Below are 23,916 nucleotides of genomic sequence, written 5' to 3' on the forward strand. Positions count from 1 at the left end.
TTATATGACGCATATAACGATTGTAATGAAAGCACTAATACTAACAAACATAAAATGAATGACCACAAATTATATTTTCTTCCCACTAAATCACCTCCCGATTAGAAGTTCTGGTGTTCCCCAAAAATCTTCTTATTGAACTAACCTTCACCGTTAGTTCAATAAGAAAAGAGCTCCCTAAGAAGCCCCTGTTGTTGAACTAAAGCACCCGTTAGTTGAAGAAGAACTAAAGGTGTTGAGATTAATTAACACTTTTTTATATCTCCAAAAGTAATTTTCATGCTGGGTGCGTATATTAAAGAGGAATCCATGTTAAAAACTTGCGAAAACAGTAGTTCAGCTCCAAATTGTTCCTGTGCTTCCTTAAATGTAACTCCTCGTTTGGTCAAACTTTCAATGAACTGATCTTTATTTATAGGTTCTCCACCTACTCCATCTTCTTTAAGCGAATTAAACAATTTTTTCTTATCTTGTTGATTCTTATCTGAATAGAGGAAGTTAACTTTATCACTGACTCTGCACTCAATGTTCTTCACGCCTAATTCAAATAGGTATTTAGGTACTTTTGCTCCAATATTCCCATCATTTGTACTCTCTTCGAATAATTTCTGCAGAATACCAAGTGGAACAATTTGTGATTGTTCATACCCTCCAAGTTCGTATGAGGACATACCTGAAATCCAATGTGGTTCAAAACAGATTATTTTCCCATCGTTAACAATAGAATTCACCATTCTTTCAAGCATTTTTTGGGGTTCGGACATGTGTAATAAAAAAGCATGGCAAACAGCAATGTCATACTTACTCTCTAATTCAATCTCATTGGTATCTGCTACAAAGAATTCGGATTCATACGGAAGACCATGAAAATATTCTATCGCCTTATTAATAAGTTGTTGTCCTTTATCTATCCCTGTATATTTAGATCCTTTCGGTAATAGAGGCAATAATTTGAGTCCTAAATATCCATATCCACAACCAAAATCAATAATATGTACTGATTTAGAAATCTTCCAAACACTATTTACTAAAAATTCTAAATAGTAATCGTTATAATATAAATCTCTCGTTCTTTTGAGGTATTCCAGTTGAGTATCCCAATAATACTTCTCCATTTAAGTCCCCCCAATCTTTCTATTAAAGAAAATATTCTATACAAATCCTACAATTCCTTCCTCAACTAAACTGCCCTGTTAGTTCAATAAGAAAAAAGAGCTCCCTAAGAAGCCCTTGTTGTTGAACTAAAGCACCCGTTAGTTAAAGAAGAATAGTTGCTAATCACTGTTTTTATCGAGCTATTTAAGAAATCACATTCTTAAACCTTTCTGTATCCTTTCTCGGTCGACTCCTTCTATCCAGTCGTAGTATTTCTCATAGAGCGGACGTAATCTGTCAGCTGTACGTGATATGACTTCACATCCACGGTCGTCATATACAAAAAATATAATGTCTTTTGTGATGTTCACAAAGAAAACATCTGGATAATGAACAGAATCCCCTCCAAACCTTGGTTTTAATGGGAAGTCTTCATTAATCGCTGCTTTGAGTAATCCATTCACGCGTATATCATTCACTTTGCAATGTAAAGAAAACTGTTGCATTTCATATTCTTCTCTCTCATTTTCCTCAAACGGATAAGGATACGTCTTAACTTGAAGTTGTTTTAATTTATTTTTGTCCCTCAAATTTGGTTGATATACTTTCATTTTTTTGGTTGGTTGTTGTGTTTTTTGCCGATAAATATTTGTTACAAGGAACAAGTCATCATTTTGATCAAATAACTCTTTAAAAATTGTTAACGTTTGTTTATACCCTATGCGAAACCGTTCTAAATTGAGTTCACCATTTTCTCTTAATTGATAGATTCCTTTACCAAGTGAAAAGTGGATGCCGATATCCCATTGATAATAAACGGTGGGTACTAATTCGACTGTGGGAAATTTTTCATTTAGATATTCCATGATGTTCATTTACTCGTTCTCCCTTCTCTTAATCATCAATCTGGCCGATTATTGAAAAAAAGTTAAACAACACTCTTCAACTAACCCGTCCGTTAGTTGGAGGACCATTCATTATCACCCATTTGTGAGGCATTAAAAAAACACCTCATAAAGGTGCTTGCTACTACACATAATGGTCCGGATGCGACATGAAAAAGACCGTCTATAGACGATTACGTCTTGTTCAATTAACTCGTCAAATTGCTTAAGTAAACTTCTCTATTTTCTCATGAATTCACATAAAGAATATGCTTTATTGTTCGATTAATGTTGCAATATCTTTTTCTATTTCAAAAACTAAAAAATCATCATCTTCCTCAACAACTTCTTTTTCATATCTCATTTCTTTATCAATCAGCATTTCAAAATAGTTTGTTTCGTTATTTAGTTCAAAAACTGGACATTGATCAAATCTAACATCACCAATAAATATCGCTCTAATTTTTTTCATTTATGACTTTTCCTTTCAAAACGCATTTTCATTATCTGGGCGAAACAAAGATCAAACAGCACTTTTCACCTAAACTTCATGTTAGTTGAAGTACAATCCATCCTCATAGCACCATAATTACCCATAAGGAGGCATAAAACACCTCCTATAAGTTTTCCCTATTACACATAATGGTCCTTATTTACATAAGCCCCGTTAGTAAAGCGTTTAAAAATCCGGCTTATGTGATTTTAATAGCCGTAAAAATTCTCCTTTTGTATAGACATACACTGTTGGCTTAGGAGTATTTTCTGTCGCAACTTCATTTTCTAACTGAACGTGATTTACATTTATTTTTCTAATAACATACATATTACCTTCGTACTCACCCTGTCGGAAATTATCAAATGCAACAAAATTATAAATTAAGTTAAATGTTTCAATTTCCATTACATCATTGTCAATAAAATCACCAAATGTATTTATACTGAACTCATCCTTATTCATTACTTTCCCCCTAATTCAAATTAGTTGAATAACAACAATTATTGTAATTGTACCAAATTCATCCCACAAGGTGTTTGCTGCAACACATAATGGTCCGAATGTGCAACTAAAGCACAAAGTTTTCTTAACAAGAAACATTATTTTTTATAACAGTCGACCCTATTTTTGTTATATTTCCCTTCACAAATAAGATTATTCGGAACACCAAGTGCACAAGTCCCTTGTCTGGGCTGAAATGCGCCCTACATTACTCTTATTCTTCATCCGAACTGAACATATACGACCGATGATGGAACTTCAAACTGAACACAAGTCCGATTGCAAGCATATTTCCCATGAGCGAACTTCCTCCATAACTGATAAACGGTAGTGGTATTCCTGTAATTGGAAGTAATTGAATAGTCATGCCAATATTTTCGAAGACGTGAAACGTAATCATTGCAATGATTCCGGCACATATATACGTACTAAAAGGATCTTTCAATTCAAGCGTGATTATAGTCAAATAATAGATGAGGAAGAAATATAAACAAATAACGAAAGTTGATCCGATAAATCCCCATTCTTCCGCGATGGTTGTAAAAATAAAATCTGTATGACTCTCTGGCACATAAACTTCACGCCCTTTATAGCCTTTCCCAAACAATTCCCCAGAACCAATCGCATTGAGTGATGTAATGAGATGCATCCCTTCATTGGATGAATAGGAGTATGGATCAATCCATGAATAGATGCGTTCAAAATAATGGAGCTTAAAGCCTAGTTTAGTCTGAAGGAAATCTTGTTGATAGAGTACCGCCCATAACACTGTGGCCCCGAATGCTGATATCCCTGTAAATAATGGCAAAATGATTCGCCATGAAATGCCTGAAACAATGATTAGCGCCACTGTAATAGCTATAAATACAAGACTTGTCCCCAAATCGGTTTGCAACATGATAAAAAGTAATGGCACAAATAAAACGACAATGATTTTTGCAAGCAAGTAAAAATCGGTTTTCAACGTTTTCATGCTGAACTTTTCGTGATGTTTCGTAATTAAACGCGCCATACTGATGATAAAAAAAGTCTTCATGAATTCAGCCGGTTGAATACTCCCCACTTTGGGAAGATGAAACCAACTTTTTGCCCCATTTCTCTTTTCTACAAGCTCCATGTGATCAGGAAGAATAATTAAAAGAGCGAGTAGGAAGACCCCGCCACCGTAAATAAACCAAGCAATTTTTTTATATTGTTCCGGTTCCAGGTACATTGTCAACGCAATAATTATTATTCCAACGACGTACCACTTTAATTGTTCCAAGACATAGTTAACTGTATATTGTCCTGTTGTTTGAGCTGATGCAATCGCAAATAAGCTGATGAAGCAAAAAAGTAGCAAGAGAAATGCTAGTGTCCAGTCAAAACGATCTGCAGGTTTATCGTTCAATTATATTCATCCTTACTCAAAAGTTTCATTATTTTTCAATTGGAGTTAAAGAAGTACTGAGATTCGCAGTAAAGGAGTTTATTTAGAGGTACAAATAAGTAGATAGAAAGCTTTAAATTGATTTCAAACTATAATAAATGCAAACAAAATTAGAACCCTTTATTTTATATCCTTATTTTGTATATTAATATATATTATAACATATCTGTTTTTTATTTAATTACTTTTGCAATGAAATAGCTCCAATTTTTGTAAAATTATAAAAATTAATATTTAAGCACGCATTTAACTAGATTACATAATAAGAAAAAGCCGCCATGAAAGGCAGCCAATACTTTTAAATTTTAACACTTGAAAAATGCAAAAAAGACCATCTATTGACAGTCCTATTCTTGAATTTAAGTACCTGTTTTTTAATAACTAACCTTACGCATAACTCCCTCGTAAAAGCAGATAATATGCTGAGGTGATTAGAATATGTTAAAAACAAGGACTGGTTATATTATTTTTTTTTCAATTATTTTAAGCTTTTTTGTTTACAATAAGTCCATAAATACAAAATCGATGGAGCTATCGTACTCGCAACCGAATAGTGATAAAAGTGAACAGGAACGAATTCAGGAATTGGAACAACGTTTAGATAGCCTCGAACCACCTGAACCTACCACTATTCTTGATTCACCTTTCCCATTTGAAAAAGGAACAGAGATTCACTTCCCTACCGATGTCATCCCTATTTCAGAAGTGTTAAAAGAAGGAACAAAAATCCCTTTCAAAGTAATAAAAAGCGACCCGAACTATATTAGACCAATATATGAAGAACACTGGCATAGCACATTTTGGGGTGGGAGATGGAGCTATATTCCTTCTCGAATACACTATTCTCTTCACCGTATATTCCCCTTTTATGCCATCGGGATTTCAGCTGAATTAAATTTCCAACAGAACGTAGGTATTGCTTTTAATACTGCTACAAATGAAACAGACCTTGACCTGTATATAGTTGTGTTTCAAACAAATATCACTGATGTTTATACAAAAGGAAATCAAGTTGTTGTTGTCGGAACACCTAAACGAACAGGAGTAGAGGTTGTAAACATTAAAACAGCAGATATACAACCGAGTAATAAGGAGAAACTTTTGTTAGTCCAGTTAGCTACTAATGGAGTTGAACTTGATTATTCTTTAATTAATTATGAACCACCCGATTTTTGGTTAAAGCTAAAACAAAAAAATGAACGTGAAAAATCTAAAACCGAGTGAACCTTTGCCTTATCATGTAAGTTGATAAGGCTGTTATTTTATATAATCATTCTTCTCCTACTCTAGCTACTGATATATTAACCCCAAATTGAAGTAAAGCAGCTTGTTAGTCTAATTTGGATTCACTTACTTTTTGCGTACAATCCTTCTAATGGTTCCCAAGGATGTACTACATACTCAAACTTCCCTTCTAATACGGCAGGGTCATTTTTGGCGACTTCTTCAGCTTCTTGTATACTATCAACCTCAACAATTACCATACCCCCAGTATGATCCATAAAAGGTCCAGCAGACACCAATCTTTCCTTTAAGGTGGCTACTAAATAATCGCGATGTGGTACTAACTTTTGTTCCCAATGAGGTTTTCCATTTAACCACGCTTTTCCTGTTGAATAGATAATCACTGCTTTCATTAAACATCCCCCCAGTCGTGAATAATTCCACGAATACCATAACATTAAAATTCAACTCTCCTTTTTTCGTTTTTCTTATCATCCGTAGGTTCTCGGCGTCTCCTAAATCAACATTAATTTCCCATCTCGTTTCCGTAAATTAATTTTCCATTTAACAACAAATTCGACATCCTTCAAAAAATCCCTATTTATTGAACTAACCTACCCCCGTTAATTAATAAGATGTTAGTCAGAATTTAGATAATACTACGTCAAGGTTTTTCCATTTGTATATAAGAAGATTCAATTCAACACCTGCAATTTTTATCTTTTCGGATTTAAGTAAATTAGCACCATAATACTCATAGAAATAGCGGGTTTTATTGTCTTCTAATACTTCCACAAAAACACTATTGAAACCGAGTTCTTTAAATTGAAGAAAAAGTTGTTTTAATAATTGTTTCCCCACTCCAGTTCCTTGATATTCTTCAAGGAGATAAATAGATGTTAAATCACCAGAATTAGCATCAATATTTCTATCTCTTTTTCCGCAATCTGCAAATCCTATAATTTCGCTCTCATTATTTTCTGCGACAAAGACGTAATTTCCCTCTTTAGAAATATTATGATTCCACAAGTCCGTTCGTTGATCATTTGATAATTTCTCTAAAAATTCATCCGGAATAATGTTTTTATAAGTGGATTTCCAACTTTCAACGTGGACTTTCGCAATACCCTTTGCATCGGATAAAATAGCTTTTCTTATATTCATTGAATCCACCTCCTAGAGCTTTATTCCATTTCAAAAAGAATTAATCCTCCATTTTATTGAACTACCCTTCAGTATCACCCTCTTGAATCTAGATTCCAAGCTACTGCCTTTTGTTCAATCTCCAATGCTACTTGTTCTTTTCCTTTGATGTACGATTCAATGTCGTAGGGAAAAAGTTGAGACAATTTCTCTTTTAAATCTCCATACTTTTTTGCTTCATCTGGATATGCCCGCAGGTAATCCCGAAATGCAAGATGCCGTTCAATTTCGGGATTACCTAATTCATAAACATGGACATGGTGAGTTCGATTATCTCCTCCTTTTTGGAAGTATCGACGTTCAGATATCCCGTTTTCTCCCTTTGGTTCATAACCACTGGTGACCATTGCCGTGTTAAACTCATCAATCCGATTAATGTTTCTAACTACAGGCATTATGTCAATGATAGGTTTTGCTTTTAGGCCGTTTACCGACGTACTGCCGATGTGGTGGATTTCAATGATTTCGCTTTGAAAAATCTCATGCAATTTATTTGCTTCCTTTTCAAACATTGAAAACCATTGCTCGTTATAAGGCTTAACTTCAACTTTTCTCATTCAAAACCTCTCTTTTCCTCTTCCAATAAATAAGCTTTCCTTCTTTAAAGTACAGCAATTCGCTAGTTATATTACTATTACTTTTTTTCACGTCTGTTGATTGTCCATTTATTCGCAGAAAATACTGGTGAATAGGGCTTGGAAAAAACCATTTTCACTGGATAACTTCCGGTTCGCTTTCGGCTAACTATTCATGACTGATTTACTGAGGGGGCCTAGTATGGCTAGAAGTGACCCTGTCACTTCTAGCCATACTCTTAGGGAGGAATTGTAGTTCATTCATCCTTAGTAATCCTGTTGTGAATAGTTGCCTGTCGCGTACCTACAATGTTAAAGTGTAAAACACGGTTGTTTTGGAAGAAACGAATAGATGACTCTCTTTAGAGATTGTAAGTGCCCGAAGATGCAATTTCGGGCACTCTTGCACGTTGTACAATGTGTTCCCTGCTTACTTTCAGCAAAGATTATGCATCTAATCAGGTGATATCATATAGAAAATGACACTTCATTAAAGTATATAAGAAAAAACCATAGGGAACGCATCAGCCGCCAAAATTGCATCTTTGGCGGCTTTTCTCCATGTAAGAAGCCCCTCTATTCTTTCGTCTCAAAAATCCTCAGCACGCTGTGTACGCATGCATTTGGAGCGCGACGGATGAAAGACAAATATACGATTACCTAGGGATGCGACAAAGTCGCATCCCTACACATCCAGCCATCGCGGTAATCGTACTAAAAGTCATTCAATCCAAAGCAATCTAAAGACAACTAAACACGTAGCGCCAGTAGATGCTCATGTTATTCACTGGTTATTTTTGATCAAAATCAAACATTTGATAATGCCGCTTCCCATGTGGAAAAAGATAGTACTACTTGAATTTCCAACAATAAAATAACCCTTAACCTAAAACCAGATTGAAAGGTGTTGTGCGAAAAGCAATCCGGAATCTTCGTCATGACCTAATTGTATTTATATTTATCAGATGTGAATTAATAAATATTTAACATATTGTATAATGTTACCGATATAAATATTAAATTTATAATTTCACACTTTATTTTCATGAAATTGTAGTGTATTTACTACATAGCACGCTTCGCAGGTGCCTAAAACTCAATAGTCCCTGCACATGGCTGCAAATACTCCGATTGAAAACAACATTGATTTGCTGTAAAATAGGAATTATAAGAATCCTTTCTACTGGTTATTTTTGTAAAGATTTAACCTCGGCAGAAACGGATTTTTTTTTTACTTTTCCCGTTGGAAAATCCGGCTAATCATTCAAGCTAGGGTATATATAATACTTACAAGGATGTTGGGAGGAGAACATAAATATGATGGAACCAAACTACATAACAGAGTCTAAAAGAATGTGCACAGCGTGCGGTATGGACCCGAATGTCGTATCAAGACCAAAGAATTTTTTGAACGAAGTGGAGCTTGATAAGAAAAGAAAATCACATAGTGAAATCCTGTCAGTTGTGAGTTTTTTCTCAAATAAGCTACTGAACTCCTTAAAAGGCACTCCGATACTCGTTGTCGTTTCAGATGCAAACGGTTACCTTCTTGATATTGACGGGGATGCAACTATAAAGTCTACCATCGATCAATTTGGGATTTGCCTAGGCGGCCTGTTCACCCAGGAAGATACGGGCACGAATGTCGTCAGTCTTTCATTGCAACAAAAGCACCCGATCAGTTTAATTGGCGAACAACATTATCATTCGTTTCTTCAGGACATTGCGTGTTATGGGACTGCATTTCATAATACAGATGACAACACCCTACTTGGTAGCGTTTCCATCATGATGCCCATCTCGTTTCAAAATCCCCTTTTTCTAACGATGTTAACCCAGGCGGTTGATTCAATTGAGAGAGAACTATTATTAAGGAAACAAAATAAGAAGCTTAATATTATGAATCAGATTATGTTAAGCAGAACAAGAAATGGAATTGTTGTAACCGATGAGTTCGGAATTACTACCGCGTTTAATGATTTTGCTCAAAAAATCTCGAGTAACGACAGAGAATCGGTTGTAGGAAGAAACATTTGTGAATCACCTCTAACGGGAGATTATTTTAAAGAAGTACTGGAACACGAAAAAATATTTGAAAACGAAGAAATCAAATTTAAAGATGACGCTGGTAACCTAGTGGTCTGCCTGTTCGATGCTCAGCCTATTTATGAAGAAGATAAAATGATTGGTGCATTCGGCCAATTCAGGGACATTTCAGACCGTTACTTACTGCAGGAAAAATATAACTACTTAGCCTATCATGATGATTTAACAAACCTTCCAAACAGACGATATATAAATAAGGAAATAGAAACCATCATCAAGGAACTAAACGCTGGTCACCATAAAACTATGGCTCTTTTATATATTGATCTGGACCGTTTTAAAGTCATTAACGATAACTTTGGTCATTCATATGGCGATGAACTCATTATCAAGGTGAGCAAGCGTTTAGCAGGTTGTCTCGGGGTAAAAGATACACTTGCCCGAATGGGTGGTGATGAATTCATTTTCCTACTCACAGATTTTGTTAGTCCTGATTATGTCACGAAAAAAGCTGAAGAGGTTCTCAATCTTTTTCATGAACCTTTTCATGTCGGTCAGAAAGAATTACATACGACAGCGAGTATCGGGGTTGCGATTTATCCCGACTATCCTATTTCAATGGAAAAGCTCATGGTCTACGCAGATAATGCAATGTACCAAGCAAAATCACAGGGGAAAAATCGCTATGTCGTTCATACTTCCGAATTATTAGAAGATATGATGGACGAATACAGTCTCGAGATTGATTTAAGGAGAGCACTTGATAATAATGAGTTTGTTCTTCATTATCAGCCGCAGATTCATAACCAGACCGGAAAATTGGTTGGGTTTGAAGCGTTGATTCGCTGGCAGCATCCTAGGCTAGGTCTGCTACCTCCAGGGAAATTTATCAAACTGGCTGAAGAAAACGGATTGATCACCCAAATTGGGGAATGGGTCATCAATGAAGCTTGTACCCAAAACAAAAAATGGCAGGATGCTGGAATGGCACCGATTAAAATCTCCGTTAACCTATCTACTCAGCAATTTCTTACTAGAAATCTCATAACATTCGTGGAGGAGGTGTTGGAACGTACAGCACTTGACCCGCACTATTTCGTAGTAGAGATCACTGAATATATGGCGATGGAGTACGATTATTCCATTCTAGTATTGAAACAGCTAAAATCACTCGGCATTGGCATCAGTATCGATGATTTTGGGACAGGCTATAGCTCGCTGAATTATCTTAAAAACTTTCCGATTGATTATATTAAGATCGACAAATCCTTCGTCAGTGAATTAATGAACGATCCGAATGATGCCATTATTGTAAACGCAATTATCTCGTTAGCACATAACCTTCACAAGGAAGTAATTGCAGAAGGCGTTGAAACAAAGGAGCAACTTGACTTCCTGACAGCTCACCAGTGTGATATAACACAAGGTTATTTTTTCAGTAAACCACTTACAGCCAAGGCAATCGAGGAGATTTATTTAGTTTGAACATGATAATAGGGGGAGTAAACAGTATGAAAACGACTGCATCCGTATTAGTATCGAATTTTAAACATTGGGGAATTAATCACATTTTCGGTATTCCAGGCAAGGCGATATCTCCTATATTATTTGAGATATTAAAACATGATTTGGAATTTGTCTTAAGTAAACATGAAGCCGCTGCTGGGTTTGAAGCTACCGGATATGCCTTAATGAATCAGAAAATCGGGGTCGCGGTTGGTACGTCCGGGCCTGGTGGTACCAACCTACTTACAGCTGCTGGTCAGGCGAAAGCCTCAAATCTCCCCCTATTAATCATCACAGGACACCCTTCGATGAAAGATACTGGAAAAGCAATGGGACAGGACTCCAGCATATTTGGTACCGATCTTATGGATATGTTCAAATCTGTCACCAAGTTCAGTGCACGGGTAGAACGTGGTGATATGCTACAACCGTTCCTGCAGCACGCCCTTGAAAAAGCATTGTCTGGTGTAAAAGGACCTGTGCATTTATCCATCCCGTTTGATATTTTGCTAGAGGAAATCAATCCATTCCAATTGGAATTTCCAGTGTCACATGAAATGATTTCACCCAAAACAGGTGAAGTAATCGAAAAACTAAATGCAGCCAATCGTCCGCTTCTATTCCTAGGAAAAGGCATTCATTCAAGCAAGGCTTACGAAGAAGTTCAGCATCTTGCTGAGCATTGGAATATTCCTGTCATCACTACACCAGGGGGAAAAGGTACATTTCCATCCAATCATAAGCTATCATTAGGAGCATTCGGATTGGGTGGTACCGTGGAAGCGACAGAATACTTTAATGAGCGGGTTGACCTACTCATTGTCATTGGTTCAAAACTAAGTGACATGTCGATCGCTGGATTATCCGAAGCCATGTATCCGGAGCATATCATCCACTTTGACTATGATCCGACCTATATCGGAAAATCGATTCAAGTACCAACTACTCCTGTGCTTGGTGATATAAAATCTAATCTAGCAGTAATTTTAAAGGATATACCGGTAACAAACAGCGAGGCCTTTTTATCGACAATCGAGTTCAACCCACTTCAGGACAATGATCCCGGAGAGCGAATGTCTGCAGTCCAAGTATTACGGGCGATGCGTAACGTGCTTCCAGAAGACGCGATTATTTTTGGAGATGATGGGAGCCACTCTTTCTACGGCATCAAATACTATGATATTTATAAACCAGGGACTTTCTACTTTGATGATATATTCGGAGCGATGGGCAACGGGATCGGCTATTCCATAGGTGCAAAACTAGCAGCCCCCGAGAAAACAATTATTTGTTTAGTAGGTGATGGATGTATGTTCATGCACGGTACGGAACTTTCGACAGCGTATAATTATGACTCCCCTGTCTTGTTCATCGTTTTAAATAATGGACGATTAGACATGGTGGAAAAAGGTATGCAAAAAATGATTGGCACATCTATCGGTGGTATTTATGAAACGCCACTCGACGTAGCCAAATTTGCCGAATCAATGGGACTACAAGCAACTACATGCCATAATCCTTATGATTTATCCGACGCTATAAAAGAAGCATTAGTTATGATCAAAGAAACCAATAAACCGATAGTCATTGAAGCATTAATTCTTGAAGATGAAATACCACCAACAATGGGGAGGCAATAATATGGACATTAACAAGCGATACGAATCGGGTATAAATGTAATGGAGGAATTATTCTCAAAAGAAGTACGTACTGGCATGAAAGGAATAAATGATATTTCACCTGACCTTTGGAATATGATTGTATCCTTCGGCTTTGGAGAACTTTACTCTAGAGATATTATTTCCCTCAAGCAACGGGAATACATAACACTCACTACGCTCATCACACAGGGAGCTTTTGACCAGTATAAAGTGCACTTGCAAGCTGCCCTAAACATCGGTGTTACAAAAGAAGAAATCATCGAAATTATTATCCAATGTGCCGGGTATGTAGGGTTCCCAAAAGCCGTTCAGGCAATGGGAATCGCCGGAGAGATTTTCAAGCAGAATGAGTAGATTGTGTGAGTGCCGGAAGCCTGCCTGATTTTTAAACAAGATCACCCCCTGGCGGCTACTTGTATCGTTGCGCTTTTGGAATGAATGACTTCTAGTACGATTACCGAGAAGGCTGGATGTGTAGGGACGCGAATTTGTCGCATCCCTACACATTTTTTTCGTTAATCGTATGGGTGTCCTTCATCCGCCGCGCTCCAAATGCATGCGTACACAGCGTGCTGATGATTTTTGGGACGAAAGAATAGCTGGCTTCTTACCTGGAGAAAAGCCGCCAAAGATGCAATATGGGCGGCTGATACTTTCTCTATGGTTTTTCCTTATTTAGTTTAAAGAAGTGTCACTTTCTATAGAGCATCACATGACGCCCATGTTGTTCGACTAAAGTACTTGTTAGTTGAAGCGGATAATGACTATACTACTTATTAGATAAAGGAAAAAAGTGTTCAGTCATTAAAATCCATACATTAAATTCCTCATTTTGTTCTTGTAAATACCACCCTGATTTATCGTAATAATCATTTAAATAAGAATCAGTCGGACATAGTGAAATGATAGGTAAATCATTTATCGTTTTTAACATCTTTATTAATAACCCTTGACCGCGATACATTTCACTAATTGCAAATTGATATAAAGATATTTTGTTTTGTGTTTTTTTTCGGTAAAACCGAAAAGCACCTACTACTTGACCTTCTACCGTTGCCACTATCATTTGCTTTCTTCTTATAGATGCTTTAATTCCAAGAGGACATAAAAACTCTTCAGAATAAACCGCACTGTTATTGCTGTCTAAATTTCCTTTGAAGAACGACACAACTTCAGGTATATGAGTTGGATTTGCTAAGGTTATCTGCATATTTCTCCCCTCTTAACGCTTTTTAAGACAAAAGAGATTTATATATTTCTCCTATAATACCTTCGAGTTGATGAACACCCAATTCTGCATTCGTCATTATGACTGCACCTTTCTCTAAATAGGGAAACGACACCATCATACATTGAAAACCTACTCCCCAACAAAGTGATGTAATTTCTAGTTCATTTTCAGAGCCTTCAAGAAACACACCTAATCCAGTCCAACTTTTACCTCTTTGTGGGGTTATCATTTCTTTTGCTAAACTTTCCGAAATGCCAACCTTGCTTTCTCCTTTTACAGCATTCATTAACTCAAGAACTAATTCAGCTAAATTCAAAGAAGTTGTCCATAATCCTGAAGCCGCTGGGTAAGGATATATAGGATATTTTTCATCTACTAATTCACCTTTTTTGTTGTGACCGCAAGAAAAATTTTGTCCATCTACTTCCAACATCGTTGTAATGAATTGGCTATTTGTCATTCCTAAGGGTTCAAATATATGCTCATTCATAACTTGATGAAACGGTCTCTCAGTAACATCCTCTATCAGTTGCTGAATGATACAAAAACCTGCATCCGAATAATGGAATTCACTTTCTGGTTCACACTTAACATCAATTGGATACTTACAATAAGGAGTTTGCCCCTCTACTAATTCAACCATTGATGGAAGCCCTATTTTCGAATTCAGTTCAGGAAAACTACCTTCGGGGTCTTTAATTCCAGATTGATGACTTAGTAAGTTCCTCAATGTCACTTTTTTATTTTTGGTAAAATCATTTTCTGATACTTTCCACGATACAAGGCTTTCATTCACATCATCATCTAAATCAAGAAGTCCTTCCTCTACTAACTTCATAGCAAGCATTCCTGTTGAGAACTTGCTAATTGAACACGCACTAAATATAGAATCTTCATTTGCTTTTCTATTGCTTTCCACTTCTAATAAGCCGTAATTTTCTGTTCCACTAATTTCACTGCCCTCAAGCAATGTGATACTTAAACCTTGTACTTTATAATGTTTCATTCGTTCTACAATGTTAATGTTCTTTAGTTTCACAATTATCCCCCTCATCAGTGTTATTAGATTAATAATAACACGAATATACGTTCCTTTTATCTATATTTAAAATAAATTCACCTTAAACTAACCTGTATCGTTAGTTAAATAAGCAAATATGCTTTACTCCTTCTTGAAGTAAAGCACCCTTTAATTGAATATAGTCGTAAATTACGTTGATCTGCTGTTATATCTTTTTATTACAGTTGCTAAAATGGCAATTAAAAAAGCAATAACACTATTTATTAGCAAATAGTAGCCTACTTGAAATCCGTAAAATATCGCAAAAGCATCACGAATAACCAAAAGTGCTAATACACCACCGATTGCCCCAAATAAAACTGCTGACAATAATATTGTAAAAGCCGCAAAGTATAGATTTTTCTTTTTCTTGTAGGATATAAATCCAATAACATTTGCAACAACGATAAAAAAGCCCATAAGTATTAAGAAAAAATCATTCATGTAATTCCCCCCTTTTAAAAACATATTTTACCGTTAAAACCAAGAACCTTCTTGAACTATTCTGCACCGTTTGTTCAACTAAAGCAGCTCGTTAGTTTAATGAAAATTTGTTATTCCTAGTATTACTTTTTCACTTCTTCATTTGCGAAATTCGTCTAAAATCTTTGCTTATACTTGATTGTTTTAGTCTTTTTGACTTTAGAAGATTTTTTAAATCAGAGATATTATCGTATGAAATTTGCACATAAAAGTAGTTTATATACTCAAGAATAGCAAAAACATAAATAAAACCTGCGATAACCAATCCACCTAAAGGTAATGAAGGATACCATTTAAAAAAGTCTAAAACGAACATAGCAAGTGAAACGATAATCAAACCTATATTTATTTTCTTTAAACTCTTTAATTTTCGAACGACATGAACAGGAGTCCTAGATGTATTTTCTCTTTTTAATCGTTTACGTTTTGTATACCAGTAAACAGTCCCTTGTAGTAACAGAAACTCCAAAAGAAAAAAAGATACCCAAAAAGAATAAAGTGAGTACAACCGTAATCCTGGATAAGTTATATTGTATAGATAACTAATAAGAGCAAACATAACTATCGCAGATGACTCACCTGTATATAAATAGGAAAGCCGCTTTTCTAACTTAGCTCTCATTCTCCTCACCTTTCTACAAATATTAAATTTTCCAGAATCACACCATTTCATCCCGTTTTAACCATTCGAATAATAACAATATTATACAATATATCGAAAAACCTTATTTAACTAACCCCAGTTAGTTTATGTAAAATCCTTCACAATCTCCCTTAAAAATAATTGAGGTAACTTCCAATCAGACACCCAACCCCAATCAATAAATAAATTACTTTTGTAAACCAATATGGTAATTTATCTGTCCAATTCGCTATAAATCCAAGAATGATGGAATCGCTTGAACCAAAACCTTCTTCTTTATGAATATTTTTATTGTGTCTAACCCCAAAAGTAATAAATCCTATACCGAAAATTAACAATAAAATGCTTTCCATTTAAAATTCCTTTCTACGTTTAAAACCAAGCTACGGTTTTTAAACTCATGAGTCGTTTCTTCGACTAATCTGTCCTGTTAGTTCAATAAGAAAAGAGCTCCATAAGAAGCCCCTGTTGTTGAATTAAAGCACCAGTTAGTTGAATAAGAAAGAGACGCTTATTAAACAATCGGGCCCGATTGCGGTATAAAGTTGATATCCGTATTTAGCCTTCTTGCTTCTTCTTTCTCTTCCCGATAATAGGAGTCAATAATCCCCACATAATAACGACTACCAAACCAAGAATTCTAACCCACAATGGCTTAGTATCAACGAATACAGAGTAGCCAAAATAAACCACCAAAAGTATCCAAAAAATGAATAACCAAGCTTTTCTGTTCATGAGAAACACCACTTTTCTATTTAAAAATTTGCAGTTGATTATTATCGAGTTACCGCAATCTGGCCCGATTGTTGAACACAAGTTAAACAAAGCTATTGAACTAACCTGCCCCGTTAGTTCAATAAGAAAAGAGCTCCCTATTAAGCCCCTGTCGTTGAACTAAAGCACCCGTTAGTTGAATAAGAAGAGGGACGCTTATTCCACAATCGCGCCTGTTTACGGAAATAGTTTCCATTTTTATATACTCAGACATATTTTTCTGGTATGTACAACCGCATATAAAGATAACCATCCTCCATATCGTCTGTTATTTCAAAGCCTATGTTGATCCAAAATTTTTGTGCGGTTATATTTTCTAGATTAACTGGTAAGGAAATCCTACTTGCATTGTATTCTTTCCGCAAATATTCAACACAAAGCCTAGCCGCTGCTGATCCATAGCCTCTTTTTTGAAAACGGCTATCTATCATAAAATTTATGATTTGGGGATTATTTTCGCCAATATACATTAAAACATAGCCCACCATCACATTATCGGCATAAATTGCAAAGGGCCGTGCACCATCATAAAGCACCCAAGCTTCGGCTAAAGACCACGCTACAGAGTCTACAAAGCCCTCATTGATAGCAGTTGTATGCAAGTTTAAACATTCTTCATAATTGTCCTGATTAATTGTTCTTAACTCCATCAAAAAATATCACCTTCCTAATATAGTTAAGGATGTTTAATGTAAATAATTCAACTTTTGAAAAGTGGAATTAGCAAATAAATCTTAATACAACCTGGAAATCCTAGAACTTAATGCACCAATTGATTTTGAATCAGTTCTCCTGGATAATAGTCATTCATATAGTCGCATTGCACCACTTTATTATTATAGCTCTATGCCACATAATGGCTCGATTGTGGAACAAGCTAAAAAATTTCTTATTGAACTAACCCCGTTAGTTCAATAAGAAAAGAGCTCCCTAAGAAGCCCCTGTCGTTGAACTAAAGCACCCGTTAGTTGAATAACAAAACTCCCAATTTGAATCAATAATCAATTGAATTGGCTACATATAACAAGGTTTCAGGAGTATTTTTATCTGATACTCGTTTATCGACACTTAGCATATATTACCAATTCTTAAGGTGATTATGTGGATAGCAACTTCTGATAACTGATGATATGTAAACTATTTGCGGCTTTTTTATTCTTAGATAAATGTTTAGGAGAGCCGGTTATACTGCTCAATATCTCGGACTACATTTTGCACTGACCGTTGCCAAAATTCTGGTTGAGAAAGATCGATTTGGAAATGTTTTTTTACCAGCTGTTCCAGTGGCAGTCTTCCCGTTTCACTCAAGAAGCCCTTAAATTTCCGCTTGAAATGTTCATCTTCTTTCGCTTGTTCTAAAAGACCGATACTAAATAAAAACCCGAACGAATAGGGATAATTGTAAAAAGGAATCGTTGCCTGGTAGAATTGCACGTATTTCATCCATACATAAGGCTCATATTCACGTAAACTGCTTCCATACGCTTTTTCCTGACATCTAAGTGAAAGTTCTTCTATCTGTCGAACATTCAAAGGGCTTTCTTTTCGATATTGATAAAACTCATTTTCAAATAAGTAGGCTCCTCTGATCGACATCAGGTAATTCAGGCTGCGTTCAATCTTCGGTCCCAGAATCGCTTTTTTGACCGAGGCTTCATTTGCCTTTTGAAGCATATGATTAGTGAAAACTGTCTCAAAAAAGATGGAAGATGTTTCCGCCATTGTCATTTCCAACAGATCATCTGTGAACTGCAGCGAAGGGGTATCGTGCATCTGTTTAAAGTGCCATGCATGACCCAATTCATGTGCAAGCCTTCTGGCACTATCTAAGTTGTTGTCATAACTTAATGAAATCCGTGATTCCCCTTCCTGAATAAAAGGTGCACAAAATCCACCGGATGATTTTGTTTTGCGTGGCTCTGCATCTACCCATCCTTTTGTAAGAGCTTCTTTCACGAACTCGCTCATATTGCTGTCAATAGTAGCAAGTGAATTGATGATTTCATAAGCAGCCTGTGAGAACGTGATCGGAAAAGAAACATTTTGAGATGAAGTCATCAACTCATGCCATGACATTTTTTCAGTTCCGACTTCTTTCTTATTAAAATAACTTGAAAGCCCTTTCATATTGTCGTCTACTGCATTCCACATGGCATCGAGTGTTTGACTTGTTATGCCATTGAATTTGAGGGATTCATCAAGGTAATCTATCTTCTTGAGTTTGTTTTCATGAAGTCTAATCCCAACCATTTGGTTATAAATTGAAGCAAAGATATTCGATTGTGCTTCCAAGGTTCTATTCAGTTCAGTAAACACATGTAGCCGTTCATTCTGCTCTGGATGTACCAAAGCTTGTTCCATCGCTTCCGCAAAAGAGATTTCTTTCTTTACGTGGCCAAGACCAATTTCTACTTTTAGGTTGTTCCGGACTTGACTATAAAGGTCTTCAAGACCGCTTAGCGTTTCTCGGGAAAAGTTTGAAATCATCTTTTCCTGCTTACTATTCCTTTTACGATTGTTTACTAATTCTGCAAGAAAATTCATCGGTTTGGTATTGTTTATCCACTCTGTAAGTTGTGTTTCATTCATTTCGTTGAGTCGTTCTTCCAAGTTAGTAACAATAGAATAAACTTGTGATTTTAAGGTTGAGATAATTCCGATGACAGAGGTTAATTGGGAAGGCTCAATATCTTCAGTGGTCAAGCAGTAATAAAAAGATTCGGCTGATTCAATCTGGCTGATCAATTGCGAAAGTTTTAGGACTTCACTATCCCTTAAAACAGCTAAATTTGACTCCTTCTCGATTTCAAGTAACTTTTCCTTAACCATGCCCATCTGATTTTTAAATTTTTTTACATCTGCTTCATATTGAAGCGAACTTAAATTCCAGCGAGTGATTAAACTAGATGTCTCCATATCCCTTCCACCCCATGTCTATATTATAAGAAAACTATTGCCTCATCAGATTACCATAAAATCCCGAAAAATATTAATTAACTATTGACAATTTTAGCACTCTATTCCCTATGTATGAATAAAACAAATTACATTTCAAAAACTTTGGAGTATATAGAAAGAAAACTAATTAAAGACCGTTCGTAAAAATGGATAACGACTTTACGAGCATCTCCTTATTTCCAGATACCTTTATGAACTGTGTTTCCATTCAAAATTAAACAACTTTATTATTTGTTGACACTAAATATGGTATAAATCTCAATTAATAGTATCACTGTTCTTATTCAACTAAATGCGGCGTTAGTTCAATAAGAAAAAGCTACCCCTAAAGGCAGCCTCTTGTTAAACTAAAGCACCCGTTAGTTTAAGTGCAATCATTCACATACTAAAGGGATTGTTAGGCGAATTGTTGAATTAACCTTAGCATTGATTCCAGTCTCTTTTTAACAAAGAAAAAGAATAGTGGTCATAATACTTTCCTCTAAACAAATGCTTATCTCTGTAAATCCCTTCATTCTTAAATCCTAGCTTTTCTAATAATTTTATAGAATTGATATTTTCCAAAGCTACAAATGCGTTAATTCTATTCAGTGCCATATTATTAAAGCCACTTTCGATAGCTACTTTCAATCCCTCTTTCATATATCCCTGTCCCCAATATTCGTGCCATAAATCATAGCCTATCTCCGCCGTTCTATTCCAAGAATCATATCCACACGTTCCAATTTGTTGCTGATTATTTTTTTCGACTAATATCCACCGATTAAATCCTTTTTCTTCAGGATTTGAATTCCATTCAACAAACTCTGTAGCTTCATTTCTAGTAGTAAACAATTCCTCATCATATAAAAATTTACATACTTTTTCGTTGCTGAAGAGTCGATAAATAAAGTCAATATCCTCATTTCCCACATTCCGCAAAATCAATCTGTCAGTTTCTAAATTAGGGAATTTACTATGTACAGTCACTTTAAGCACTCCTTATAATAACTAAATTTGAAACATTTATTATTAGATGAACAACGTTAAATCTTTACGTCTTTACTATTTGGACAGTCTTTAAAATATGCCTTCTTATTCAACTAACCTGCCTCGTTAGTAAAAACACTCCTTATGTCTATAATTCTATAAATTCGGCAATAATCCTTTTAACATTACTACTTTTGGAGGAATAGAATTGTTACTATCAAAAGCATGGTCTTCGTTTGAAGCTGATAAACAAATACAGGATTTTTCACCACAAACGCTGAAGGCCTATCAGTTACAGTCTAGGCTACTAATCGGTTATTTTAAGGATGTAGAGATGGAATCGCTGGATACAAATCAACTGAAGGAATACCATGCTGTATCGGTCAAGCATTTGAAACCAGCCAGTCTTGCACATCGCATCCGCTTTATAGAATCTTTTTTTCATTGTTCTCATGAAGAAGGCTACCTGAGTAAGAATCCAACTTCCAAGATTAAAGAGGCCAAAGTAGGTAAGCGGATACCCAAGTATTTAACCGAACGGGAGATTGAACACCTTCGTGAATCCTGTCATACCCCAATAGAAAAAGCGATTTTTGAATTCATGTTTTCTACCGGTTGTCGAATTGGAGAAATAGTTGCGTTAGAAAAGAACAATATTAATTGGACCAATCAATCCGCGTTCGTTAGAGGAAAAGGTTATAAGGTGAGGGGATTTTATTTTAATATACGATGCGACATATGGCTTAAACAGTATATTGAAAGCCGTAATGACAATAATCCTGCCATCCTTGTGACAGTCAGGCAGCCACATAAAATAAGTGTTGCCCAAATGCGATACATCATCAAGCGGATCTCCAATCGTGCTGAAATTATTAAAGAGATTCATCCACACCAACTAAGACACAGCTATGCCACTCATTTGTTGCCTAATGGAGCTCCACTTGAAGTCATACAAAATCTTATGGGGCATGAGAAAAGTGAAACCACAAGGATATACGCTCATTTAAACGGAAGGATAAGGAAAGAGTATTATCAGAAGTACTTTTAAATGTAAAAGGAGCAACGTCTTAAAAGACCTTGCTCTACTTGACTAAAGCACCCCGTTAGTCAAATAATCCCTGCTCTTTCCATTGGTCTAAAATTTTCCGACTCAAGTCTGTTTAACCAGTTATGCACTAACGCGTTAAATACATCGGTTTGTTCGATTTGTAGGTTGTGACCAGCCATGTCAAGCACTACAAAAGTTGCCCTTGGGTAATCTTCAATTAGTCGCCACGCATCGTGGTAACCGACTACATTGTCCTGACGTCCTGTGATAATTAGCGTGGGAGACTCAAGTTTAGATGAAATATCGAAGGTAAAGCCATATCCATTTTGACGAATGTGGTTTACGAATTCATAATTTGTTTGTTTAGAAGGAAGTAAAATTTCATTTCGAAACCTCTCCCATTCAGTTTGACCTTGCACTACCCCCATGGAGCAAAAACCTTCAGCATCCTCTGGTGACAAATGTGAGATCAAGTTGCTGTCTCTTTTTAGAACGGTCTGCTGTGGTACTACCCTTTCATCGAATTCAGGTATAGTCAAGGGTGCCATCAACAGTAATCCACGTACTGTGTCCTGCCGTGAACGGACTATCCCCCTGGCAATGTAGCCACCATAGGAATTACCACAAATAACAAACGGTTGACCTGGGATTATCTCGTCCAAAAGCCGTAATATCGCTTCTAAAATATCATCAGAGTTCTGAATAGATGGTTGCGATTCGGAATGCCCCATACCTGGTAAATCTATGTATATTCTCTTCCAACCACTTCGTTTCTCGAATAACGGTTCCATTGCATGTAACATCACTTGATGGTCAAGCGTCCAACCGTGCAACATAACGATGGGATATCCTTCTCCAATTACTTTATGGTAAATCGACATGTATTTGTTTCCCCCTTCCCAGTAATAAACCAGATGTATGAACATTTAATCCTCTCATACATCTATTTGAATTTCAATAAATTTCCTTATCCAACTAAACTGCCCCGTTAGTTGAACAAGAAATTGGATTCGCTAAATGAAATCAATCTTGTATACGCCATGCACACGAGGTTGACATAACACCCATTCACGGAAGTAGTTAACTTCATTATGCAATAAGAAAAAGCCACCCTGTAAAGGCAGCCGATTGTTCAACTAAAGCACCCGTTAGTTCAAGAAGAAGTTACAATTTAATTGTTTTTTCGCTTCTTTTACGATGGTTGAAATTAAAGATTCTATTGTAATTCCCTCTATATTATCGCCATATCGATAGTCGTCTATCATTTCACTAATCTCATACCATACATTTAATTCTTCGCTAACAAATTCTTCACGAACTACCTGATAAATTTCATATGCATAGTTAATTGCATTAGATTCATTATCTATTATTTGTTTTAGCAAATACCAGAAGTAATACTTAGAACACTCATCCTGCGAGGGTTCTTCTATACCTAATTCTCTCACTGCCCTATGAAAATAATCTTCTACCTCAAAAGTATTTAGAGTTTCACTTAGGGAAGAAAGTATATTTAGGGATGCAGACGTATCACTATTTTCTAACATTTTGATAGCCCAATTAACATAATCGACTGGTTCTACTTTCTTTTTGAATATTTTATAATACAACATTTTAGTTTCCATCACTTACTCCTTTTATTTTACTCTTCTTGTTCAACTAACCTGCTTCGTTAGTTCAACAAGTAAGAAGAGCTGACTAAGCAACCACATGATCTTTCACTAAAGCACCGGTTAGTTTAATAAAATTTTAAATGAAACATAAAAGGTAAATCCTGATACTAAGAAAAGAGTAATGGCAGTTGCCTTTCGTTTTTCACGAAATTCAGTAATTCCAGTAACTAAAAGCATTAACCCTATGAAAAACAATACATAAGGAATTATTCCTCCAAATATACCAGTTATCAAAGCATAACTTGATAAAGCAACAACAATAATGGCTAAAATAAGTCTAAGTATTTTCAACGTTATATCCTCCAAAAATAAAATTAACTCCATTACCAATTCCTAATTAATAATATCATTAACTATATATATATTGGGTTGAACTGGATATTTCTTATTGAGCTAACCGACCGCATTAGTTTACGTACATGCCTTCACAAACTCATTCGAATTTCAACATAAATA

General features: G+C 35.9%; 25 protein-coding genes. 5 read left to right on the forward strand and 20 right to left on the reverse strand.

What is annotated here, in order from left to right; genetic code table 11:
* Positions 1–245 precede the first annotated feature (245 nt).
* From FQ087_RS12590 to FQ087_RS12610, 5 genes are all read right to left on the reverse strand, one after another.
* The gene (locus FQ087_RS12590; protein ID WP_149580946.1) at positions 246–1,115 is read right to left on the reverse strand and encodes a methyltransferase; all 870 of its coding nucleotides are present in this window, start codon (positions 1,113–1,115) and stop codon (positions 246–248) included.
* Between the two features lie 192 nt (positions 1,116–1,307).
* Positions 1,308–1,970 (reverse strand): DUF3885 domain-containing protein, encoded by a 663-nt coding sequence (locus FQ087_RS12595; protein ID WP_149580947.1) that lies wholly within the window; start codon positions 1,968–1,970, stop codon positions 1,308–1,310.
* Between the two features lie 283 nt (positions 1,971–2,253).
* Positions 2,254–2,451, reverse strand: coding sequence for a hypothetical protein (locus FQ087_RS12600; protein ID WP_149580948.1), 198 nt, complete (start codon positions 2,449–2,451; stop codon positions 2,254–2,256).
* Between the two features lie 207 nt (positions 2,452–2,658).
* The gene (locus FQ087_RS12605) at positions 2,659–2,937 is read right to left on the reverse strand and encodes a hypothetical protein (RefSeq protein WP_149580949.1); all 279 of its coding nucleotides are present in this window, start codon (positions 2,935–2,937) and stop codon (positions 2,659–2,661) included.
* A 253-nt stretch (positions 2,938–3,190) separates the two neighbouring features.
* Complete coding sequence (locus tag FQ087_RS12610) at positions 3,191–4,366, reverse strand: FtsW/RodA/SpoVE family cell cycle protein (protein ID WP_149580950.1); 1,176 nt, start codon at positions 4,364–4,366, stop codon at positions 3,191–3,193.
* A 624-nt stretch (positions 4,367–4,990) separates the two neighbouring features.
* Here FQ087_RS12610 and FQ087_RS12615 point away from each other — a divergent pair.
* Positions 4,991–5,629, forward strand: a complete 639-nt coding sequence (locus tag FQ087_RS12615; RefSeq protein ID WP_149580951.1) for a hypothetical protein — start codon at positions 4,991–4,993, stop codon at positions 5,627–5,629.
* A gap of 122 nt (positions 5,630–5,751) precedes the next feature.
* Here FQ087_RS12615 and FQ087_RS12620 read toward each other — a convergent pair whose 3' ends face one another.
* The 3 genes from FQ087_RS12620 to FQ087_RS12630 all read right to left on the reverse strand — a co-directional run bounded on the left by FQ087_RS12620 (position 5,752) and on the right by FQ087_RS12630 (position 7,389).
* Positions 5,752–6,042 carry a YciI family protein gene (locus FQ087_RS12620; RefSeq protein WP_149580952.1) on the reverse strand — a complete coding sequence of 97 codons (291 nt, stop codon included), beginning with the start codon at positions 6,040–6,042 and terminating at the stop codon, positions 5,752–5,754.
* A gap of 229 nt (positions 6,043–6,271) precedes the next feature.
* Entirely contained in the window at positions 6,272–6,793 is a 522-nt protein-coding gene (locus tag FQ087_RS12625; RefSeq protein WP_149580953.1) for a GNAT family N-acetyltransferase, read from the reverse strand.
* 74 nt (positions 6,794–6,867) lie between these two features.
* A complete protein-coding gene (locus tag FQ087_RS12630; protein WP_149580954.1) occupies positions 6,868–7,389 on the reverse strand; it encodes a GrpB family protein in 522 nt (173 codons plus the stop codon).
* Between the two features lie 1,335 nt (positions 7,390–8,724).
* Here FQ087_RS12630 and FQ087_RS12635 point away from each other — a divergent pair.
* The 3 genes from FQ087_RS12635 to FQ087_RS12645 are packed head-to-tail and all read left to right on the forward strand — an operon-like array spanning position 8,725 to position 12,975.
* Positions 8,725–10,938 (forward strand): EAL domain-containing protein, encoded by a 2,214-nt coding sequence (locus FQ087_RS12635; protein ID WP_255452316.1) that lies wholly within the window; start codon positions 8,725–8,727, stop codon positions 10,936–10,938.
* Between the two features lie 26 nt (positions 10,939–10,964).
* Complete coding sequence (locus FQ087_RS12640; RefSeq protein ID WP_149580956.1) at positions 10,965–12,599, forward strand: thiamine pyrophosphate-binding protein; 1,635 nt, start codon at positions 10,965–10,967, stop codon at positions 12,597–12,599.
* Position 12,600: 1 nt separating this feature from the next.
* Positions 12,601–12,975, forward strand: coding sequence for a carboxymuconolactone decarboxylase family protein (locus FQ087_RS12645; protein ID WP_188006738.1), 375 nt, complete (start codon positions 12,601–12,603; stop codon positions 12,973–12,975).
* A 415-nt stretch (positions 12,976–13,390) separates the two neighbouring features.
* Here FQ087_RS12645 and FQ087_RS12650 read toward each other — a convergent pair whose 3' ends face one another.
* The 9 genes from FQ087_RS12650 to FQ087_RS12685 form a co-directional block, all read right to left on the reverse strand.
* On the reverse strand, positions 13,391–13,831 hold the full coding sequence (locus FQ087_RS12650) for a GNAT family N-acetyltransferase (protein ID WP_149580957.1): 441 nt from the start codon (positions 13,829–13,831) through the stop codon (positions 13,391–13,393).
* Positions 13,832–13,853: 22 nt separating this feature from the next.
* Positions 13,854–14,891 (reverse strand): serine hydrolase domain-containing protein, encoded by a 1,038-nt coding sequence (locus tag FQ087_RS12655; RefSeq protein ID WP_149580958.1) that lies wholly within the window; start codon positions 14,889–14,891, stop codon positions 13,854–13,856.
* A 171-nt stretch (positions 14,892–15,062) separates the two neighbouring features.
* A complete protein-coding gene (locus FQ087_RS12660; RefSeq protein ID WP_149580959.1) occupies positions 15,063–15,356 on the reverse strand; it encodes a 3-isopropylmalate dehydrogenase in 294 nt (97 codons plus the stop codon).
* Between the two features lie 130 nt (positions 15,357–15,486).
* Positions 15,487–16,017 carry a general stress protein gene (locus FQ087_RS12665; RefSeq protein WP_149580960.1) on the reverse strand — a complete coding sequence of 177 codons (531 nt, stop codon included), beginning with the start codon at positions 16,015–16,017 and terminating at the stop codon, positions 15,487–15,489.
* Between the two features lie 152 nt (positions 16,018–16,169).
* Positions 16,170–16,391 carry a hypothetical protein gene (locus FQ087_RS12670; protein ID WP_149580961.1) on the reverse strand — a complete coding sequence of 74 codons (222 nt, stop codon included), beginning with the start codon at positions 16,389–16,391 and terminating at the stop codon, positions 16,170–16,172.
* 205 nt (positions 16,392–16,596) lie between these two features.
* Positions 16,597–16,773 (reverse strand): hypothetical protein, encoded by a 177-nt coding sequence (locus FQ087_RS22455; RefSeq protein ID WP_188006739.1) that lies wholly within the window; start codon positions 16,771–16,773, stop codon positions 16,597–16,599.
* 245 nt (positions 16,774–17,018) lie between these two features.
* Complete coding sequence (locus FQ087_RS12675) at positions 17,019–17,462, reverse strand: GNAT family N-acetyltransferase (protein WP_223145606.1); 444 nt, start codon at positions 17,460–17,462, stop codon at positions 17,019–17,021.
* 520 nt (positions 17,463–17,982) lie between these two features.
* Entirely contained in the window at positions 17,983–19,728 is a 1,746-nt protein-coding gene (locus FQ087_RS12680; RefSeq protein ID WP_149580962.1) for a M3 family metallopeptidase, read from the reverse strand.
* 462 nt (positions 19,729–20,190) lie between these two features.
* Positions 20,191–20,739, reverse strand: a complete 549-nt coding sequence (locus FQ087_RS12685; RefSeq protein WP_149580963.1) for a GNAT family N-acetyltransferase — start codon at positions 20,737–20,739, stop codon at positions 20,191–20,193.
* Positions 20,740–20,947: 208 nt separating this feature from the next.
* On the opposite strand from FQ087_RS12685, the gene FQ087_RS12690 reads away from it, so the two are divergent.
* Positions 20,948–21,787, forward strand: coding sequence for a tyrosine-type recombinase/integrase (locus tag FQ087_RS12690; protein WP_149580964.1), 840 nt, complete (start codon positions 20,948–20,950; stop codon positions 21,785–21,787).
* 59 nt (positions 21,788–21,846) lie between these two features.
* Here the strand turns inward: FQ087_RS12690 and FQ087_RS12695 are convergent, their stop codons facing one another.
* From FQ087_RS12695 to FQ087_RS12705, 3 genes are all read right to left on the reverse strand, one after another.
* On the reverse strand, positions 21,847–22,668 hold the full coding sequence (locus FQ087_RS12695; protein ID WP_149580965.1) for an alpha/beta fold hydrolase: 822 nt from the start codon (positions 22,666–22,668) through the stop codon (positions 21,847–21,849).
* Positions 22,669–22,935: 267 nt separating this feature from the next.
* Entirely contained in the window at positions 22,936–23,412 is a 477-nt protein-coding gene (locus FQ087_RS12700; RefSeq protein WP_149580966.1) for a hypothetical protein, read from the reverse strand.
* A gap of 108 nt (positions 23,413–23,520) precedes the next feature.
* On the reverse strand, positions 23,521–23,751 hold the full coding sequence (locus FQ087_RS12705; protein ID WP_149580967.1) for a YczI family protein: 231 nt from the start codon (positions 23,749–23,751) through the stop codon (positions 23,521–23,523).
* Between the last annotated feature and the right edge of the window lie 165 nt (positions 23,752–23,916).

Origin of the sequence: Sporosarcina sp. ANT_H38 (genome assembly GCF_008369195.1) — a bacterium.
In the GTDB taxonomy this organism is placed as follows: domain Bacteria; phylum Bacillota; class Bacilli; order Bacillales_A; family Planococcaceae; genus Sporosarcina.

Excerpts from the sequence above, each read along its gene's own strand:
- FQ087_RS12605 (WP_149580949.1), bottom strand. The coding sequence starts at position 2,937 with ATGAATAAGGATGAGTTCAGTATAAATACATTTGGTGATTTTATTGAC.
- FQ087_RS12620 (WP_149580952.1), bottom strand. The coding sequence starts at position 6,042 with ATGAAAGCAGTGATTATCTATTCAACAGGAAAAGCGTGGTTAAATGGA.
- FQ087_RS12650 (WP_149580957.1), bottom strand. The coding sequence starts at position 13,831 with ATGCAGATAACCTTAGCAAATCCAACTCATATACCTGAAGTTGTGTCG.
- FQ087_RS12680 (WP_149580962.1), bottom strand. The coding sequence starts at position 19,728 with ATGGAGACATCTAGTTTAATCACTCGCTGGAATTTAAGTTCGCTTCAA.
- FQ087_RS12700 (WP_149580966.1), bottom strand. The coding sequence starts at position 23,412 with ATGGAAACTAAAATGTTGTATTATAAAATATTCAAAAAGAAAGTAGAA.
- FQ087_RS12625 (WP_149580953.1), bottom strand. The coding sequence starts at position 6,793 with ATGAATATAAGAAAAGCTATTTTATCCGATGCAAAGGGTATTGCGAAA.
- FQ087_RS12670 (WP_149580961.1), bottom strand. The coding sequence starts at position 16,391 with ATGGAAAGCATTTTATTGTTAATTTTCGGTATAGGATTTATTACTTTT.
- FQ087_RS12645 (WP_188006738.1), top strand. The coding sequence starts at position 12,601 with ATGGACATTAACAAGCGATACGAATCGGGTATAAATGTAATGGAGGAA.
- FQ087_RS12630 (WP_149580954.1), bottom strand. The coding sequence starts at position 7,389 with ATGAGAAAAGTTGAAGTTAAGCCTTATAACGAGCAATGGTTTTCAATG.
- FQ087_RS12695 (WP_149580965.1), bottom strand. The coding sequence starts at position 22,668 with ATGTCGATTTACCATAAAGTAATTGGAGAAGGATATCCCATCGTTATG.
- FQ087_RS12590 (WP_149580946.1), bottom strand. The coding sequence starts at position 1,115 with ATGGAGAAGTATTATTGGGATACTCAACTGGAATACCTCAAAAGAACG.
- FQ087_RS12600 (WP_149580948.1), bottom strand. The coding sequence starts at position 2,451 with ATGAAAAAAATTAGAGCGATATTTATTGGTGATGTTAGATTTGATCAA.
- FQ087_RS22455 (WP_188006739.1), bottom strand. The coding sequence starts at position 16,773 with ATGAACAGAAAAGCTTGGTTATTCATTTTTTGGATACTTTTGGTGGTT.
- FQ087_RS12595 (WP_149580947.1), bottom strand. The coding sequence starts at position 1,970 with ATGAACATCATGGAATATCTAAATGAAAAATTTCCCACAGTCGAATTA.
- FQ087_RS12640 (WP_149580956.1), top strand. The coding sequence starts at position 10,965 with ATGAAAACGACTGCATCCGTATTAGTATCGAATTTTAAACATTGGGGA.
- FQ087_RS12675 (WP_223145606.1), bottom strand. The coding sequence starts at position 17,462 with ATGGAGTTAAGAACAATTAATCAGGACAATTATGAAGAATGTTTAAAC.
- FQ087_RS12665 (WP_149580960.1), bottom strand. The coding sequence starts at position 16,017 with ATGAGAGCTAAGTTAGAAAAGCGGCTTTCCTATTTATATACAGGTGAG.
- FQ087_RS12660 (WP_149580959.1), bottom strand. The coding sequence starts at position 15,356 with ATGAATGATTTTTTCTTAATACTTATGGGCTTTTTTATCGTTGTTGCA.
- FQ087_RS12635 (WP_255452316.1), top strand. The coding sequence starts at position 8,725 with ATGATGGAACCAAACTACATAACAGAGTCTAAAAGAATGTGCACAGCG.